Origin of the sequence: Bacteroides sp. RTP21281st1_H5_RTP21281_210402, from assembly GCF_040918965.1 — a bacterium.
GTDB lineage: Bacteria > Bacteroidota > Bacteroidia > Bacteroidales > Bacteroidaceae > Bacteroides > Bacteroides congonensis.
The window spans coordinates 383086-400659 of sequence record NZ_JBCOWR010000002.1 but is presented as its reverse complement, the minus strand read 5'-3'; the positions used below and the strand labels follow the sequence as shown (position 1 = coordinate 400659).

Sequence of the window (17574 nt, the reverse complement as noted above, 5' to 3'; positions counted from 1 at the left end):
TTATGTCAGACATTTCGAGGAGAGACTTTCTCAAAACGGGCGCTATGGCTTTGGCAGGCATTACCATTGCTCCGAGTTCTATTTTAGGAATGAGTCACGGTCATGTGGCTCCCAGTGATAAATTGAATCTTGCAGCCGTGGGTATTGGCGGCATGGGACATGCCAATATTAATAAGGTGAAGGGCACTGAAAACATTGTGGCTCTTTGCGATGTGGACTGGAGATATGCAAAAGGTGTGTTCGACGAATTTCCGAAAGCAAAGAAATATTGGGACTATCGGAAGATGTACGATGAAATGGGTAAATCTATCGATGGGGTAATTATTGCTACTGCCGACCATACTCATGCTATTATTACTGCTGATGCGATGACAATGGGCAAGCACGTATTCTGTCAGAAACCGTTGACTCACTCTGTTTATGAGTCCCGTTTGTTGACTAAGTTGGCTGCTTCGACCGGTGTTGTCACTCAGATGGGTAATCAGGGGGCATCCGATGAAGGTACGGATTTGGTTTGCGAATGGATATGGAATGGCGAAATCGGTGAAGTGACTAAGGTGGAATGTGCTACTGACCGTCCTATCTGGCCGCAAGGACTGAATGCTCCTGAAAAGGCAGACCGTATCCCCAGTACATTGAACTGGGACTTGTTTACCGGCCCGGCTAAGTTGAATCCGTATAATGAAATTTATCATCCTTGGAACTGGCGTGGATGGTGGGATTATGGAACGGGCGCATTGGGTGATATGGCTTGTCATATCCTGCATCAACCGTTCAGAGCTTTGAAACTGGGTTATCCTACTAAGGTGGAAGGTTCTTCTACTTTGTTGCTGAGTGCTTGTGCTCCGCAGGCGCAGCATGTGAAAATGATTTTCCCTGCCCGTGACAATATGCCGAAAGTGGCGTTGCCGGAAGTTGAAATCCATTGGTATGATGGCGGTATGATGCCCGAACGTCCGAAAGGATTCCCACAAGGTAAACAACTGATGCAGAGTGGGGGTGGTCTGACTATTTTCCACGGAACGAAAGATACTTTGATTTGCGGATGTTATGGACAGAATCCTTGGCTGCTTTCCGGTCGTACGCCTAATGCTCCGAAAGTTTGCCGTCGTGTGCCTAATGCAATGAATGGCGGTCACGAAATGGACTGGGTACGTGCTTGTAAAGAAGACAAGTCAAGTCGTGTCATGACTAAATCTGACTTCTCCGAAGCAGGACCGATGAATGAAATGGTAGTGATGGGAGTACTGGCTATCCGTCTGCAAGCTTTGAACAAGACTTTGGAATGGGACGGTGCTAATATGTGTTTTACCAACATCGGTGATAATGAGACTATCCGGACTTGTATAAAAGATGGCTTCAAGATTCATGACGGTCATCCTACTTTCGACAAGACTTGGACAGAGCCGGTGAATGCGAAGCAATTCGCAGCCGAACTGGTGAAACACAACTATCGTGAAGGCTGGAGACTGCCTGATATGCCGAGATAAGAAGAATAACTTAATCAAATAACAGAATAATATCATGAAAAAAGTATTTTATCCTTTGGCTTGTTGCCTGGTTGCGGGAGTTTTCACTTCTTGTGGCGGTCAGAAAGCCGGAAATGCTCAAGACGGGCAGACATCAGACAAGGTTGCATTGTCTTATTCTAAATCATTGAAAGCAGTGGAAGCAGACAGCTTGAATTTACCTGTCGATAAGGATGGTTACATCACTATCTTTGACGGTGAAACGTTTAACGGATGGCGTGGTTATGGTAAGGATCGTGTTCCTACCAAGTGGACAATCGAAGATGGTTGCATCAAATTCAACGGAACCGGTGGCGGTGAAGCGCAGGACGGTGACGGCGGCGACCTGATTTTTGCTCACAAGTTTAAAAACTTCGAACTGGAGATGGAGTGGAAAGTTTCTAAAGGTGGCAACTCCGGTATCTTCTATTTAGCTCAGGAAGTTACATCGAAAGATAAGGATGGTAATGATGTGCTTGAGCCTATTTATATTTCCGCGCCCGAATATCAGGTGTTGGATAATGCTAATCATCCGGATGCAAAATTGGGTAAGGATGGCAACCGTCAGTCGGCTTCTCTGTATGACATGATTCCGGCTGTTCCTCAGAACTCCAAACCGTTCGGTGAATGGAACAAGGCAAAGATTATGGTTTATAAGGGCACGGTTGTTCACGGACAAAACGATGAAAACGTATTGGAATATCACCTGTGGACAAAACAGTGGACAGATATGTTGCAGGCAAGCAAGTTTAGCGAAGACAAATGGCCTTTGGCATTTGAATTGCTGAACAATTGCGGTGGCGAAAACCATGAAGGATTTATCGGATTGCAAGATCACGGTGATGACGTTTGGTTCCGCAATATCCGCGTGAAGATTTTAGACTAACTTCACTAACTAACCACAGCTTTCACAGGTAAATGAGGATTTGTTTACTTGTGGAAGCTGTATATTTTATAACTCCTGATATCTATTATATGAGAACCCGAATTTATTTATATGCCTTGGCTGTTCTTCTTATGATTCCGGTTACGATGACCGCACAGACGAAGAAAAAAGCTAAGAAGGCAAGGAAAGAAGTAGCTATTCAGCTCTATTCTGTTAGAGATATATTGAATAAGGTGGACAATAAGGACGGTAAATGTGATCCGGCTTATACTGCTATTCTCGAGAAATTGGCAAAAATGGGTTATACCGGTGTTGAAGCGGCCAATTATAATAATGGAAAATTCTACAATAGAACCCCTCAACAATTCAAGAAAGATGTCGAGTCGACTGGAATGAAAGTCTTGTCCTCGCATTGTACACGTGGATTGTCGAAGGAAGAACTGGCTTCCGGTGATTATTCAAAGTCACTTGAATGGTGGGATCAGTGTATTGCAGACCATAAGGCAGCAGGTATGAAATATATCGTAGCTCCCTGGATGGATGTTCCTAAAACACTGAAGGATCTGGAAACTTACTGTACTTATTACAATGAAATAGGCAAACGTTGTAAGCAACAGGGCTTGCAGTTCGGCTACCATAATCATGCCCATGAATTTCAAAAAGTGGAAGGTAACGTGATGTATGACTATATGCTGGAACATACGAATCCCGAATACGTTTTCTTCCAGATGGATGTTTACTGGGTGGTTCGCGGACAAAACAGTCCGGTCGATTATTTTAATAAATATCCGGGCAGGTTCAAGATATTCCATATCAAAGACCACAGGGAAATCGGTCAGAGCGGAATGGTAGGCTTCGATGCTATCTTTAATAATGCAAAGACGGCAGGTGTAAACTATCTTGTAGCCGAAATCGAGAAATATAGTATTCCGGTAGAGGAGAGTGTGGAAGTGAGCCTGGATTACTTATTGGACGCTCCTTTTGTGAAAAGCTCCTATTCCAAATAACTTCTAGTCTATATAGTATAAACAGCTTACAATAGAGCATAAAAAAAAGTCTGTGCATGCTTTATGCATGTCAGACTTTCAATTCTCTCCTGGCTGTTACTGAATTATTCAGCTACAGTTTCAGTTACTTCTACTGCAACGCTATCAGTTGTTGTAGTATCTGCTGCTGCTTGTTCTGCTTCAAGAGCTGCTGCTTCTACTGCTGCGATTGAGTCAGCGATACGGATAGAATCTGCAGTTGCTTTTGCTGCGTCAGCTGCTTTGTTACCACATGATGCGAATGATACTGCTACGATAGCTACTGCCATCAAAACTAATTTTTTCATTTTCTTTGCTTTTTAAAAACGTAATACAATCAATTGCTTTATTAAAACGCTGCAAAGGTATGTACTTTTTCAATATGTTGTTCTCGAAAAGCCAACTTTTTTTATATATTTTTTGGTAACTGGCCCCTTTCTTGCTCTTTCCCTATGTTTTAGAACATATTAATCGATAGCTATACTGTTATATAGGTATCTTTTGATGCTTCTTTTCGGTGTTTTTTCAAATTCCGTGGGGTAGAGTTGTATCTTGCTGATTTTTTCGTAAGCAGCTACATTCGCGTTCAGATTCTTGAGATTCTCGTCCATGATTGTTTTCAGGTTATCCGGGTTGTTCAGTCCGAGTGAATCCAGTGCTTCGTAATCCGCGTAGACAAGGGCTACCAACTTCTTGTTGCGTTCGATGACGATGCTTTCAAGAACGAACGGCAGGTTGTTGAGCTTCGTTTCCAATTCTTCCGGGAAGATATTTTGTCCGCTTGAACTCAAAATCATGGTCTTGAGACGTCCGCGAATGAAAATATTGCCGTTGGCATCCATTGTTCCGAGGTCGCCGGTGCGCAGCCAGCCGTCTTCGGTGAATACTTCCCGTGTGGCTTCCGGATTCTTGTAATACCCTACCATTGTGTTCTCACCGCGTACCTGTATTTCTCCCACTTCCGATTCCGGGTTTTCCTTGTAGATACGGGCTTCCATAATATCCAGTATCTTTCCCGAAGAACCCAGTACAAATTCATTCCACGGAGCATAACTGATAAGCGGCCCGCATTCTGTCATTCCGTAACCGATGGTGAAAGGGAATTTGATTTTGTAGAAAAACTCTTCCACTTCCTTATCCATGGCGGCACCACCGATGATAATTTCCTTGAAACGACCGCCCAGTGCGTCGATCAGCCGTTTGCGTATCTGGTTATAAATCTGCGTGTCGAGCAAAGGAATATTAAGCGCCCATTTCATCCCTTTCTTATTGATAAGAGGTTGGATGATATTCTTATATATCTTTTCGATCACGAGCGGTACGGTGATAATCAGGTTTGGTTTCACTTCCTCAAAAGCCTTCATAATGATTTTGGGCGAAGGGGTTTTTCCAAGCAGGGTGACATGCGTGCCGACGGCTGTTGCCGTCAGAAAGTCGAATGCGCAACCGTAGGCATGGGCAAGCGGAAGGAAAGAAAGTACTTTATCTCCCTTTTTGAGCAATTCGGTACGAATGCCGAAAGTGACGTTGCCGGCAAGGTTGTTGCCGGTCAACATGACTCCTTTACTGAAGCCGGTAGTACCGGAAGTATAGTTCAGGAGCATTACTTTATCGTTGGAGAGGGTAGTGTACTGCACATCTTCGCGGGTAAATCCTTTCGGATAACAGGAATGCATCTCTTTATCGGTATTCTTCAGAAACTTCTGTATTGTCTCTCCGTCACGCTGATACAGGCAACGGAAGTCGGTCAGTGAGAAGACGCCCCTTAGTCCCTGCAATTTCTCTTCTTCCAGGTTATCCCAAATACTGTCGCTTGTGAACAGGAAGACAGATTCGGAATGATTGACGATATGATGAACATCATTGGGAGTAAAGTCCTGAAGAATAGGTACGACGATTGCGCCATAGGTGATAGTTGCCATATAGGCGATGCACCAATGCGCATTATTTTTGCCGATAACTGATATCTTATCTCCTCTGCGAAGGCTACAATGCTTGAATAACAAGTGTAAACGGGCGATTTCTTCAGCTACTTGTCCGTACGTATATTGGGTATTTTCTCCGTAATCAGTATAACAAGGTAAATCCCAATTCTCACGAAAACTATTTTCGTATAGTTTAATGAAATTCTCTTTAATCATTGCACGTTTTTTAGTGAATTGTGCAAAAATAGGAATAAACTTTCGTATCCAAAAGGGTTTTACTAAATAATAATGTGTAACTTTGCAAAGTTAATGTGTTTATAACAGCTTATGATAGATACCACTGTATTTCAAAATAAGACAGCCGTTTATTATACACTAGGCTGCAAATTAAATTTTTCAGAGACTTCGACTATTGGTAAAATACTGCGTGAGGCAGGTGTGCGGACTGTCCGTAAGGGTGAGAAGGCGGATATCTGTGTGGTGAATACCTGCTCGGTGACTGAGATGGCGGATAAGAAATGCCGGCAGGCCATTCATCGGTTGGTGAAGCAGCATCCCGGTGCTTTTGTGGTGGTGACCGGATGTTATGCGCAGTTGAAACCCGGCGATGTGGCAAAGATAGACGGAGTGGATGTAGTACTGGGAGCCGAACAGAAAGGCGAGTTACTCCAATATTTGGGCGACTTGCAAAAACATGAGAAAGGCGAAGCTGTTACTACTGCAACCAAAGACATTCGTTCCTTTTCTCCTTCGTGTTCACGGGGTGACCGTACGCGCTTTTTCCTGAAAGTGCAGGATGGGTGTGATTACTTCTGTTCGTATTGTACCATTCCTTTTGCCCGCGGGCGAAGCCGTAACGGAACTATTGCTTCTATGGTGGAGCAGGCAAAGAGTGCCGCTGCCGAAGGCGGAAAGGAAATCGTCCTGACCGGAGTGAATATCGGAGATTTCGGCAAGACAACGGGTGAAACTTTCTTTGACCTGGTGAAAGCACTGGATGAAGTGGAAGGAATTGAACGTTACCGTATATCTTCTATTGAACCCAACTTGCTGACGGATGAAATCATCGAATTCGTATCTCGCTCCCAACGCTTTATGCCTCATTTCCATGTTCCTTTGCAATCGGGATGCGACGAAGTATTGAAATTAATGCGCCGTCGCTATGATACCGCTCTCTTTGCTTCGAAAGTGAAGAAGATAAAAGAGGTGATGCCGGACGCCTTTATCGGCGTGGATGTGATTGTGGGAACCCGTGGCGAGACCGCAGAATATTTTGAGCAAGCCTGGCAGTTCATTGCCGGACTGGACGTGACACAACTGCACGTGTTCAGCTACTCCGAACGTCCGGGAACACAGGCGCTCAAGATAGACTATGTCGTTTCACCTGAAGATAAGCATCAGCGCAGCCAACGGCTGTTGACGCTTTCGGATGAAAAGACGCAGGCGTTTTATGCCCGCCATATCGGACAGACTATGCCGGTACTGATGGAGAAATCGAAAGCAGGCACTCCGATGCATGGATTTACGGAAAACTATATCCGTGTGGAAGTGGATAGTGACAACTCGCTCGACAATCAGGTAATCAATGTGCGTTTGGGAGAATTTAACGAAGATAAGACAGCCTTAAAAGGTACAATTCTGATATAAGTATGAAATCAAAACTTATCTATTGGCTCGTATCTACGGGGATGTGGCTCTTTTCAGCCCTTCCGTTCAGAATATTGTATATCCTTTCGGATTTCAATTATCTGTTGATGTACCGTGTGGGAAAATATCGCCGGAAAGTCGTTCGGGAGAACTTGAAAAGGTCATTCCCGGAAAAGACCGATGCAGAAAGATTGCAGATAGAGCGCAAATTTTATCGTTACCTTTCGGATTATATGCTGGAAGATTTGAAGTTACTGCACATGTCTGCCGAAGACCTTTGCAAAAGGATGACTTATAAGAATACGGAACAGTATTTGGAACTGACGGAAAAGTATGGCGGAATTATCGTGATGATTCCCCATTATGCCAATTATGAATGGCTGATAGGGATGGGGGCGGTCATGAAGCCGGGAGATGTCCCCGTACAGGTGTATAAGCCTTTGAAAGATAAATATCTGGACGAACTGTTCAAACGTATCCGTTCCCGTTTTGGCGGATACAATATACCGAAACATTCTACTGCCCGCGAGATTATCAAATTGAAACGTGAAGGCAAAAAGATGGTGGTCGGACTGATTACCGACCAGTGGCCTAGCGGTGATAGATATTGGACTACCTTCCTGGGACAGCAAACCGCTTTCCTGAATGGTGCGGAACGTATTGCCAAAATGATGAACTTCCCCGTTTTTTATTGTGAACTGACGAAGAATCGCAGAGGATATTGTGAAGCCGAATTTAATTTGATGACGGAAACTCCCAAGGAAACAGCCGAGGGAGAGATAACCGAAATGTTTGCGCAACGTTTGGAGCAAACTCTTCGCAGAGAACCTGCCTACTGGTTGTGGTCGCATAAACGATGGAAATTTACTCCGGAAGAATGTGCGCGGAATGAACAGGAAGAACAGCTCAAGAGAAAAGAAGGAAAATGAAAGTGTCGGTTGTCATTCTGAATTGGAACGGATGCGATATGCTTCGCACTTTTCTTCCGTCTGTAATTCGTTATTCGGAAGGAGAGGGGATAGAGGTCTGTGTGGCGGACAATGGTTCTACGGATGATTCAGTGGATATGCTTCGTCGGGAATTTCCTTCTGTCAGGACAATCTTGCTCGAACAGAATCATGGATTCGCGGACGGATATAACTTGGCTTTGCAACAGGTAGACGCTGAATATGTGGTACTTCTGAACTCCGATGTGGAAGTGACGGAGCATTGGCTGGAACCGATGATTGCCTATTTGGATGCTCATCCGGAAGTGGCCGCTTGTCAGCCGAAGATACGCAGCCAGCGGCAAAAAGAATATTTTGAATATGCCGGAGCATCGGGGGGATTTATAGATAAGTATGGTTATCCTTTCTGTCGTGGTCGTATCATGGGAGTAGTCGAGAAAGACGAAGGTCAGTACGATACGATACTTCCCGTATTTTGGGCGACGGGGGCGGCTTTGTTTATCCGCCGTGCCGATTATCTGAATGTCGGCGGACTGGATGGACGTTTCTTTGCGCATATGGAAGAGATTGATCTCTGTTGGCGACTCCGTTCCCGTGGACGTGAGATTGTTTGTATTCCTCAAAGTGTTGTCTATCATGTAGGCGGGGCTACCCTCAAAAAAGAGAATCCCCGTAAGACTTTTCTTAATTTCCGTAATAATCTTGTCATGCTCTATAAGAATCTTCCACAGGAAGAGTTAAATAAAGTGATGCGTATCCGGGCTTGTCTTGATTATGTAGCAGCACTTGTTTTTCTGCTGAAAGGTGATGTAGGTAATGCTCGTGCGGTGATAAGTGCACGCAAGGAGTATAAGCAGATTTGTCCGTCATTTTCTTCATCCCGTGAAGAAAATCAAAGAAAAAAAACTTTGAATCCGATTCCCGAACGGACAAAAAGTAGTATCTTGTGGCAGTTTTATGTGAGAGGATGCAAACGGTTCTCTCAATTGTCGGACTTAAAAGGATAACAAGATGGAAGCATCAAAAGTTAGAAGAGGCATCGGGCTGGTAGCGCACGATGCGATGAAAAAAGACCTCATCGAATGGGTATTGTGGAACTCCGAATTATTGATGGGAAATAAATTCTACTGTACAGGTACTACCGGTACATTGATATTGGAAGCATTGAAAGAGAAACATCCCGGGCAGGAATGGGATTTTACGATTTTGAAATCCGGGCCTTTGGGTGGCGACCAGCAAATGGGGGCGCGTATTGTGGAAGGACAGATTGATTATCTTTTCTTTTTCACTGACCCAATGACTTTGCAACCGCATGATACGGATGTGAAAGCATTAACCCGCCTGGCAGGTGTCGAAAATATCGTTTTCTGTTGTAACCGTTCAACGGCGGATCATATTATTTCCAGTCCGTTGTTTATGGATCCCAATTACGAACGTACTCATCCTGATTATTCCAGTTATACGAAACGTTTCCAGGATAAGCCTGTGGTAACGGAAGCGGTGGAAGCTGTAGATAGAAGAAAGAAGAAAAGAAAATTATAAGTTTTTACTTTCTGCTACAATGCAGTTCTATGCCCGCAGACTCTATATCAGCCCCCATTGGTGGATTCCTTTTAGAAAGTCGTAGTTCGATTTCTTCAATAGTCGGGAATTGTTGAAAAAGTTTTTCAACAATTCGCCCCCCTGCGTGTTCCAGTAACTTTGACGGAACAGCCATCTCTGTCATTATCACATGATGTACTTCGGCGTAATTAACGGTATCGGCAACTTCGTCCGTTTGTGCGGCTTTACTGATATTTACTTTCAGCTTCAAGTCAATGATGTATTCGTTCCCGATAAGATTCTCTTGTGGCGCGACTCCGTGATAGGCGTAGCAGCGAATCTCTTTCAAAAGAATATAGCTATTGTTTATCTTCATATGATGGATTGTTGGTATGATTCTGTTTTACTTTCAATAAGTCTTTCTGCGCAACCATTTGCGGGATTACTTTTAGAAATACGGGAGTGAGCAGGATACAGATACTCAATGTTATGAGCAGGAGTGCAATTGCTTGTGCCCAGTCATTATGAATGTATCGTGCCACCAATGGCCCTAAAAAATGAAGAATAGGCCCGTGAATACTCAGGGTGATAATAGAATATCGTCCCAGATAAGAAACAACCTTCAGCCTTTTCACTTTTTTGCAAAGTAACATAATCATAAATATTCCTGCAAATGCTGCGACATAAACTTGGAAGATATTTCCTGAATAGTTGTTTGTGCGCATCCCTAATGTAGTGGCAGTAAAGTACATCACCACCAATGCCAATAGGACAAAAACAGGAATCAGCTTGTCAAACCGATGGCTTGGAAACAGGAAAAAGTTATATCTGCGAATCCAAAACCCTGCTACATAAAAAGGCAGGGCAGTCATGGAAACATCTATATAGAGAGGTAATTCTATCTGCAACTTTCCGAGATAAAATCCAGTGCAGCCTATCAATAGCGTAAGAGCGAACATGAGGGGTAAATGCTTCTCCCGTAAGAAATGTATCAGATAAAACAGGATATTACAGTTGAACAATGCGAGCAGAAACCAAATGGGCGGATTGAACTTGATAAGGTCGTGTCCGTGGAATACGACCAACAGCTCTTTCCATGATACAGGTAATTGAAAAACTCCCGGTGCTATTTTCCAAATGATATATTTCAGCAGGAAAGCACTTAGATAAAAAAACAGGAAAGGGATAATCAGCTTATTTATTTTTCGGACAATGAATCCTAATAATCCTTCGTATGATTTAAAAAAGACTCCCGATATAAAAAAATAGAGCGGCATGCGGAAACAAGATAGCATAGAATCCTTGTCGAGTTTATCGAAAGCCCCGCCAATATGCGCCATGACTACAAGAATGATGCAGACTCCTTTGGTTAAGTCCACAAAATCAATACGTTTCCCCGGGTTGCCTTCCATTCTCTCTTTTAATATCTTTTATTTCGCAATTCGGGCGCAAAGATACTTGATAAATTGGAATAAAAACGGAGAAGACAAAGAAAATTAAAAGACGGCTGCGTAAAGAGAAACAATAGAAGGAACGCTGGTTCGGTTATTGCAAAAAAAGAATGTTTGAGATATGAATAACGCGGATAATTCAGGGTTCTCATATCTTTAAGCCTGTATTATCCGCGTATTATCTACGTTGTTTAATAGTATCTTGTCTATATTTATTTTTCGGGATTTCTTCCGGTATATTTTATCAACTCACATATTTTGTCATTAAGCTTCTGTGCTTTCATCAATTGCTCCAGTGTGATATGCATCCGATACCGCCAATAATTCCGGGGATTGGACGGGACGTTGATCCGTTCTTCCTGTACATTCGGATTCCGTAGTTTCCCGTCTATGGACAACCAGTCCTGGAATGACAAGATGCAGAGAATCGAGTTGCTGTTAAGATGGTTACGTACAATCTCTTCGCACAGTTCAGGAGTCGCAACAGTAGGCGCAATACCATAATGTCCCAGCATTGTATTGTAATAACGTTGCGTCTGTTGGTAATCTTCTTCCCACCAACCGCGCAGCGTAGACATATCATGCGTGGAAATTGTGCAAACCGACCGATACGGGTATTCTTTCAGATGTCCGAACTCATGCATCGGATTTTTAGGCATCCGTTGGATTTCCAGACTAAGAATACGTAAATCATTCATAACTGACGGCACACAGGCAGGTATCATACCCAAATCCTCTCCGCATACCAACATACGGGTGGACTGCGTTAATTGAGGTAACTTCTTCATCGCCTGCTGATACCAGAACTCATTGTGACGATGATAATAATACTGGTCGTATAGTTTATTAAAGGCATTCTTATCCTCTTCACTCAATGCGCGGAAGATAAAGTCGCGTTGTACACCGATGCGGGGATGATATTTACCTTCTTCTTTTCTGTCCGGTACAAACAATACATTACTGATTAAGGAATATAATCCGTCCCGAATCCAAATGCTGTCTTCGTCATTCTTGCCGGCAAAGAACTGCTTCACTTCCTGTTGCGTTTCAAATCCCGGCTTCATGTGATAAATCCCGGACTCGTCTGCCAACTCGAGAAAATCTTGCTTCACAGTATTCGTGTAAGGCCCGAATAGCTGTCCGAGGAAGGACTCATGGATATATGGATTCAGATATTCTTCCCGGAATGTGAAGCCGTAACTCTCTATCTCTTCCTGGCTCATAGGCAAGGAAGGGACAAACTGGCCTAACAATCCGTGAACGGCATTCATCGGTATTTCCCAGATACGGAAGAATCCGAGAATATGGTCGATCCGGTAGGCGTCAAAGTATTCAGCCATCTTTTGGAAACGCTTCATCCACCAGCGGTATCCGTCTTTCTCCATCACATCCCAGTTGTATGTGGGGAATCCCCAATTCTGTCCATTCACAGAGAAATCATCGGGCGGAGCTCCTGCCTGTCCGTTCAGATTGAAATAATGCGGTTCCGTCCAGGCTTCTACGCTGTTGCGGCTGATACCGATGGGAATATCTCCTTTCAGTACGACCCCCTTCTCACGGGCATACTTCGTAGCTGCTAGTAATTGCAGGTGCAGGTGGTACTGAATGAAATAATATAAAGCGATATGCGGATAATCTACCGTCTCCGGCTGACACATCTTTTCTATTTCCTCTGCATTATAAACAGAGTACTTCGGCCATTCACGGAAATTAGGTGTCCGGTAAGCATCGCGCAGATAGCTGAATACAGCATAAGGCTGCAACCATTCCTTATTCGCTTCAAAGAACTCCTTAAACCCTTTGGAAGCCAACACCTTTTCTCCTTCCTGTTGGAAAATTAGGCGGAAGAATTCCCATTTCGTCTGATTAACCGCTTCGTAATCAATAGCAGTCAGACTATTCAGTTCCTTTTGTTTTTTGCTGAATCCGGATGCAGCTTCTTTGTCTTTCAGTGTTCCCATTTGCTTCATATCCGCATACATCGGATGGAAAGCATAGATAGAAATGCTGTTGTAAGGATAAGAATCCGTCCATGCATGCGTCATGGTCGTATCGTTGATGGGCAAAATCTGAATCACCTTCTGGTGCGTACGTACAGCCCAGTCGATCATGCGTTTCAAATCACCGAAATCACCGACTCCGAAACTCTTTTCCGATTTCAACGAGAACACAGGAATAGCTATACCCGCTCCCTTCCATGCCGGAATATCAAAATTAGCGTATCGGTCGGAAACCACGAGCGTTTCGTTCGTCTTTATTTCCGGGTCTGCCAGGTAGCGGTTGGGATTATTTTCCCAACAGTCCACTTTCTTTTCCAGCTTGTTGTAAAGAACGAATTTATATTCCAGCGGATATTTGAGTTTGCCTGCATCCAGTTCCACCTGCCATTCCGGGAAGTTGGCGTCACTCATCAGAACGGCCTTTTCCGGATCCCAGTTGCCTAATGCCTTCTGATTGCCACAAATCCCCAAACAGTAATCCTTGTTAATGCGTGGAGCATAAGCTTTGATTACCAGTCCCTTCTTGTGACCTTGCGGAATACTTTCCCTTTCGGGATGCGACAATAATGCTTCCGTAAAAGCCGAACTGTAAAGGTACAGTTGCTCCGGAATATTTTTCCAGCAATCATTGATTCTGTATTTCTTTCTGGGGACGCCGGACAGGAAAATACATCGTGGAAAATTGTCCCATTCCTTGCGGATAACGCTCCCGTTTTGTTCTATCTGATAGTTATAATTGATAGTCAACCCTTCCTGGGGAACTTCCACTTCCAGTTCTGCTGTCCAGTATATGCCATCTGTTGTGTGCATGGGGACAGACTCCGTGGACAAGCCGGCAAGCCTGACTTCTTCCCCCCAGTTGGTGCGATATTCGATATTAAATGATAAAATCATATATATTAGATTTTGATTGAATATTTAAGACGCTGCAAGTATAAGACATTTTTTTGAATAAAAAATAAAAGGAGTCCTCACGAACTCCTTTTAACCTTTTGTTTATATATTAATTAACATACGTAAGATGTTTATCCACATCTGGAAGCGCCGCAGCTGGTACATATCAGGCAACCTTCCTGGTAAATCAATGTTTCATTGCCGCAGTTCGGACATTTCTTTCCTTTGGCTTCGGTTCCATCCTGAATATACTTCTTCAAAGCACGTTCCACACCATTTTTCCAGGTGTTGATACTTTCACTGTTCAATTGCAGGGAGCCTACCAGCTTGATAACCTGCTCAATCGGCATCCGGTAGCGAAGTACTCCCGAAATCAATTTCGCATAGTTCCAATATTCCTTGTTAAACTTCTCTGACAATCCTTCAATGGTCGTCTTATATCCACGTTTGTTCTCAAATTGGAAGTCGTAACGTTTTGTGCCGTCCTCATCGACGTTCTTGATGATACGTCCGCAAGTTACGCTCTTTGGCAGCAGGATACCTTCGTCATCATCCTGCAAACCGGTGAAGATTTCGTAAGGATGTCCGTCCAGCAAGCCGACGAAAGCCACCCATTTCTCCTTGTTATTCTGGAAACGCACTACGTCAGCTTCCAGAACTCTCGGACGTACCTCTACAACCGTAGGCGGTTTGCAAGGCGGTAAATCTTCTTTCTTTTCCGACTTCGTAGAAATCAATACACCCGACCGTGAACCGTCACGATATACGGTACATCCTTTACAGCCGGATTTCCAAGCCTCTACATACAAGCGGTTTACCAAATCCTCGTCTACATCGTTCGGCAGATTGATAGTCACGCTGATGGAGTGATCCACCCATTTTTGGATTCTTCCCTGCATCTTCACTTTCATCAACCAATCTACATCGTTGGAAGTAGCCTTGTAATAAGGAGACTTAGCTACCAACTCGTCGATTTCTTCCTGTGAATAGCGTTTTGACGGATCATATCCATTAGCTTCCATCCAAGTAACGAACTTATGGTGGAATACGATGTATTCTTCAAATGCATCCCCTGTCTCGTCAACAAAGTCTACATGGACGTTCGTATCGTTCGGATTCACTTTTCTTCTGCGCTTGTAAACCGGCAGGAACACAGGCTCGATACCCGAAGTCGTCTGTGTCATCAGACTGGTTGTTCCGGTAGGAGCGATAGTCAGACAAGCGATGTTACGGCGTCCGTACTTCTTCATGTCTTCGTACAATGCCGGATCAGCTTCCGCCAAACGTTGGATGAACGGATTGTTCTGTTCACGTTTGCTGTCATATACCTCGAAAGCGCCACGTTCTTTCGCCATCTCCACTGACGAACGGTATGCGCCGAGAGCTACCGCCTTATGTACTTTTTCAGAGAATTCCGTAGCTTCTTCCGTACCGTAGCGCAGTCCCAAAGCAGCGAGCATATCACCTTCGGCAGTGATACCTACACCGGTACGGCGACCTTGTCCGCTCTTCTTGTATATCTTGTCCCAAAGTACACGTTCCGCACGTTTTACTTCTTCGTTTTCCGGGTCTTCATCAATTTTCTTCATGATACGCTCGATCTTTTCCAGTTCGAGGTCGATGATGTCGTCCATGATGCGTTGTGCCAAAGCTACATGCTTATGGAATAGATCAAAATCAAAATAAGCATCCGGCTTGAACGGATTCACCACATAAGAATATAGATTGATAGCCAACAGGCGGCAAGAGTCATAAGGACACAAAGGGATTTCACCACATGGATTGGTAGATACGGTTTTGTAACCCAGGTCTGCATAGCAATCGGGCACAGACTCGCGGATAATCGTATCCCAGAACAGGACACCCGGTTCTGCTGATTTCCATGCGTTATGAACAATCTTCTTCCATAAGGTAGAAGCGTCGATTTCTTTCGTAAATGACGGATTCGCCGAGTCGATAGGATACTGCTGTACATAAGGCTTTCCGTCTACGGCAGCCTGCATGAAATCATCGTCCAGTTTGACCGAAACGTTTGCGCCTGTCACCTTCCCTTCTGTCATCTTGGCGTCGATGAAGGCTTCGGAATCCGGATGCTTGATGGATACGCTCAACATCAACGCGCCGCGGCGTCCGTCCTGAGCTACCTCACGAGTTGAATTCGAATAACGTTCCATGAACGGAACAAGACCGGTAGAAGTCAGTGCGGAGTTTTTAACCGGAGAACCTTTCGGACGGATGTGTGACAAGTCATGCCCCACGCCACCACGTCTTTTCATTAGTTGTACCTGTTCTTCGTCGATTTTGATGATCGCCCCGTATGAGTCGGCAGCGCCATCTACTCCGATAACGAAACAATTGGATAGTGAAGCGACCTGGTAGTCGTTACCGATTCCTGTCATCGGGCTACCTTGGGGAACGATGTATCTGAAGTGATCCAGTAAATCGTACAGCTCTTTAGCTGTCAGCGCGTTCGGATACTTGGATTCGATACGTGCCACTTCATTTGCGATTCTCCAATGCATGTCTTCCGGAGACTTTTCATAGATATTTCCGAAAGAATCCTTTACTGCGTATTTGTTTACCCAAACCCTTGCAGCAAGCTCGTCGCCTTGAAAATATCGTAAAGATTCTTCGTAGGCTTCGTCATAAGAATAAATTTGTTTTTCCACGATTCAATTTGTGTTAAATCTGATTTTTAATAAGTAATGTGTAGAAGTTTACTTATCGTTAACAAATGCAGGCGCAAAGCTAAGAATGTTTTTTCATCTATCAAAATAAAAATGAAACAATTTATTAACAGGTTGCAAGTTTTCCATTTGTGTGCGCTAAGTATTTGATAAACAGATGAAATTGAATTTTGTTCAAAGGTTAAAGTTTTCCAAAAAGAAAACTATTCTTTTCTATCAGTATGGTGGAATAGTTTTTTCTTTTTATATCTTTGCAAAAAAAAGATATGTTTGAAACCGTAAAGAACAGAAGAACAATCAGGAAATACCAGTCGAAGGACATTGCTCCTGATTTGTTAAATGATTTGCTTGAAACCTCTTTTCGTGCTTCTACGATGGGTGGGATGCAACTTTATAGTGTAATTGTCACTCGCGACGCGAAAATGAAAGAGAAACTTTCCCCTGCCCATTTTAACCAGCCGATGGTAAAAAATGCACCTGTGGTACTTACTTTTTGTGCTGATTTCCGTCGATTCAGTAAGTGGTGTGAACAGCGGAAAGCGGTACCGGGCTATGATAATTTAATGTCTTTTATGAATGCGTCCATGGATACTTTGTTGGTTGCGCAGACTTTCTGCACGCTGGCCGAAGAAGTAGGACTCGGTATTTGCTATTTGGGCACTACTACTTATAATCCCCAAATGATTATTGATACCCTTCAACTCCCCGAACTGGTATTCCCTCTCACAACGATAACGGTAGGTTATCCCGATGGTATTCCCGCGCAAGTAGACCGTCTGCCTTTGGAAGCTGCCGTGCATGATGAAAAGTACCACGATTATACACCGGAAGAGATAGATAAGCTCTACGCATACAAAGAATCATTGCCGGAAAACAAACAGTTTATCGAAGAAAATAAGAAAGAAACTCTTGCCCAGGTATTTACAGATGTACGTTACACAAAGAAAGATAACGAATTTATGTCTGAGAATCTGTTGGAAGTACTTCGTCAGCAGGGATTCTTGAAATAATGACTAACGTTTAGTGATTAGTGGTTAATGACTTAAAGCGTAAATGCGCAGC

The 17574-nt window shown here is 43.8% G+C and carries 14 protein-coding genes; 8 read left to right on the top strand and 6 right to left on the bottom strand.

The window, feature by feature from the left end; translation table 11 throughout:
• Positions 1–2: 2 nt before the first annotated feature.
• From AB5443_RS05220 to AB5443_RS05210, 3 genes are all read left to right on the top strand, one after another.
• Positions 3–1490 carry a Gfo/Idh/MocA family oxidoreductase gene (locus AB5443_RS05220; protein WP_277134648.1) on the top strand — a complete coding sequence of 496 codons (1488 nt, stop codon included), beginning with the start codon at positions 3–5 and terminating at the stop codon, positions 1488–1490.
• Between the two features lie 34 nt (positions 1491–1524).
• Positions 1525–2394, top strand: coding sequence for a DUF1080 domain-containing protein (locus AB5443_RS05215; protein WP_022136936.1), 870 nt, complete (start codon positions 1525–1527; stop codon positions 2392–2394).
• An 89-nt stretch (positions 2395–2483) separates the two neighbouring features.
• Complete coding sequence (locus AB5443_RS05210; protein WP_277134645.1) at positions 2484–3401, top strand: sugar phosphate isomerase/epimerase; 918 nt, start codon at positions 2484–2486, stop codon at positions 3399–3401.
• 104 nt (positions 3402–3505) lie between these two features.
• Here the strand turns inward: AB5443_RS05210 and AB5443_RS05205 are convergent, their stop codons facing one another.
• Complete coding sequence (locus tag AB5443_RS05205; protein ID WP_022136938.1) at positions 3506–3727, bottom strand: hypothetical protein; 222 nt, start codon at positions 3725–3727, stop codon at positions 3506–3508.
• A gap of 159 nt (positions 3728–3886) precedes the next feature.
• Positions 3887–5560, bottom strand: coding sequence for a long-chain fatty acid--CoA ligase (locus AB5443_RS05200; RefSeq protein WP_022136939.1), 1674 nt, complete (start codon positions 5558–5560; stop codon positions 3887–3889).
• Positions 5561–5671: 111 nt separating this feature from the next.
• Here AB5443_RS05200 and mtaB point away from each other — a divergent pair, with 111 nt between their 5' ends.
• Genes mtaB through AB5443_RS05180 form a run of 4 tightly spaced genes read left to right on the top strand, consistent with a single transcriptional unit; the run spans position 5672 to position 9480 of the window.
• Positions 5672–6991 carry a tRNA (N(6)-L-threonylcarbamoyladenosine(37)-C(2))-methylthiotransferase MtaB gene (mtaB, locus tag AB5443_RS05195; RefSeq protein WP_044656201.1) on the top strand — a complete coding sequence of 440 codons (1320 nt, stop codon included), beginning with the start codon at positions 5672–5674 and terminating at the stop codon, positions 6989–6991.
• 2 nt (positions 6992–6993) lie between these two features.
• A complete protein-coding gene (locus tag AB5443_RS05190) occupies positions 6994–7920 on the top strand; it encodes a lysophospholipid acyltransferase family protein (protein WP_368113297.1) in 927 nt (308 codons plus the stop codon).
• Positions 7917–8945 (top strand): glycosyltransferase family 2 protein, encoded by a 1029-nt coding sequence (locus AB5443_RS05185; protein WP_368113296.1) that lies wholly within the window; start codon positions 7917–7919, stop codon positions 8943–8945. Before AB5443_RS05190 ends, AB5443_RS05185 begins: the two co-directional genes overlap by 4 nt.
• 4 nt (positions 8946–8949) lie before the next feature.
• A complete protein-coding gene (locus AB5443_RS05180; RefSeq protein ID WP_022136943.1) occupies positions 8950–9480 on the top strand; it encodes a methylglyoxal synthase in 531 nt (176 codons plus the stop codon).
• Positions 9481–9484: 4 nt separating this feature from the next.
• Here the strand turns inward: AB5443_RS05180 and folB are convergent, their stop codons facing one another.
• From folB to AB5443_RS05160, 4 genes are all read right to left on the bottom strand, one after another.
• Entirely contained in the window at positions 9485–9856 is a 372-nt protein-coding gene (gene folB / locus AB5443_RS05175) for a dihydroneopterin aldolase (RefSeq protein WP_022136944.1), read from the bottom strand.
• Positions 9840–10892, bottom strand: a complete 1053-nt coding sequence (locus tag AB5443_RS05170; RefSeq protein WP_277134637.1) for an acyltransferase family protein — start codon at positions 10890–10892, stop codon at positions 9840–9842. Before AB5443_RS05170 ends, folB begins: the two co-directional genes overlap by 17 nt.
• A 251-nt stretch (positions 10893–11143) precedes the next feature.
• Positions 11144–13825: a 4-alpha-glucanotransferase gene (locus AB5443_RS05165; RefSeq protein WP_368113295.1), complete on the bottom strand. Its 2682-nt coding sequence runs from the start codon at positions 13823–13825 to the stop codon at positions 11144–11146.
• A 131-nt stretch (positions 13826–13956) separates the two neighbouring features.
• On the bottom strand, positions 13957–16494 hold the full coding sequence (locus AB5443_RS05160) for an adenosylcobalamin-dependent ribonucleoside-diphosphate reductase (protein ID WP_277134633.1): 2538 nt from the start codon (positions 16492–16494) through the stop codon (positions 13957–13959).
• A 284-nt stretch (positions 16495–16778) separates the two neighbouring features.
• Here AB5443_RS05160 and AB5443_RS05155 point away from each other — a divergent pair, with 284 nt between their 5' ends.
• A complete protein-coding gene (locus AB5443_RS05155) occupies positions 16779–17522 on the top strand; it encodes an NADPH-dependent oxidoreductase (protein ID WP_022136948.1) in 744 nt (247 codons plus the stop codon).
• Positions 17523–17574 lie beyond the last annotated feature (52 nt).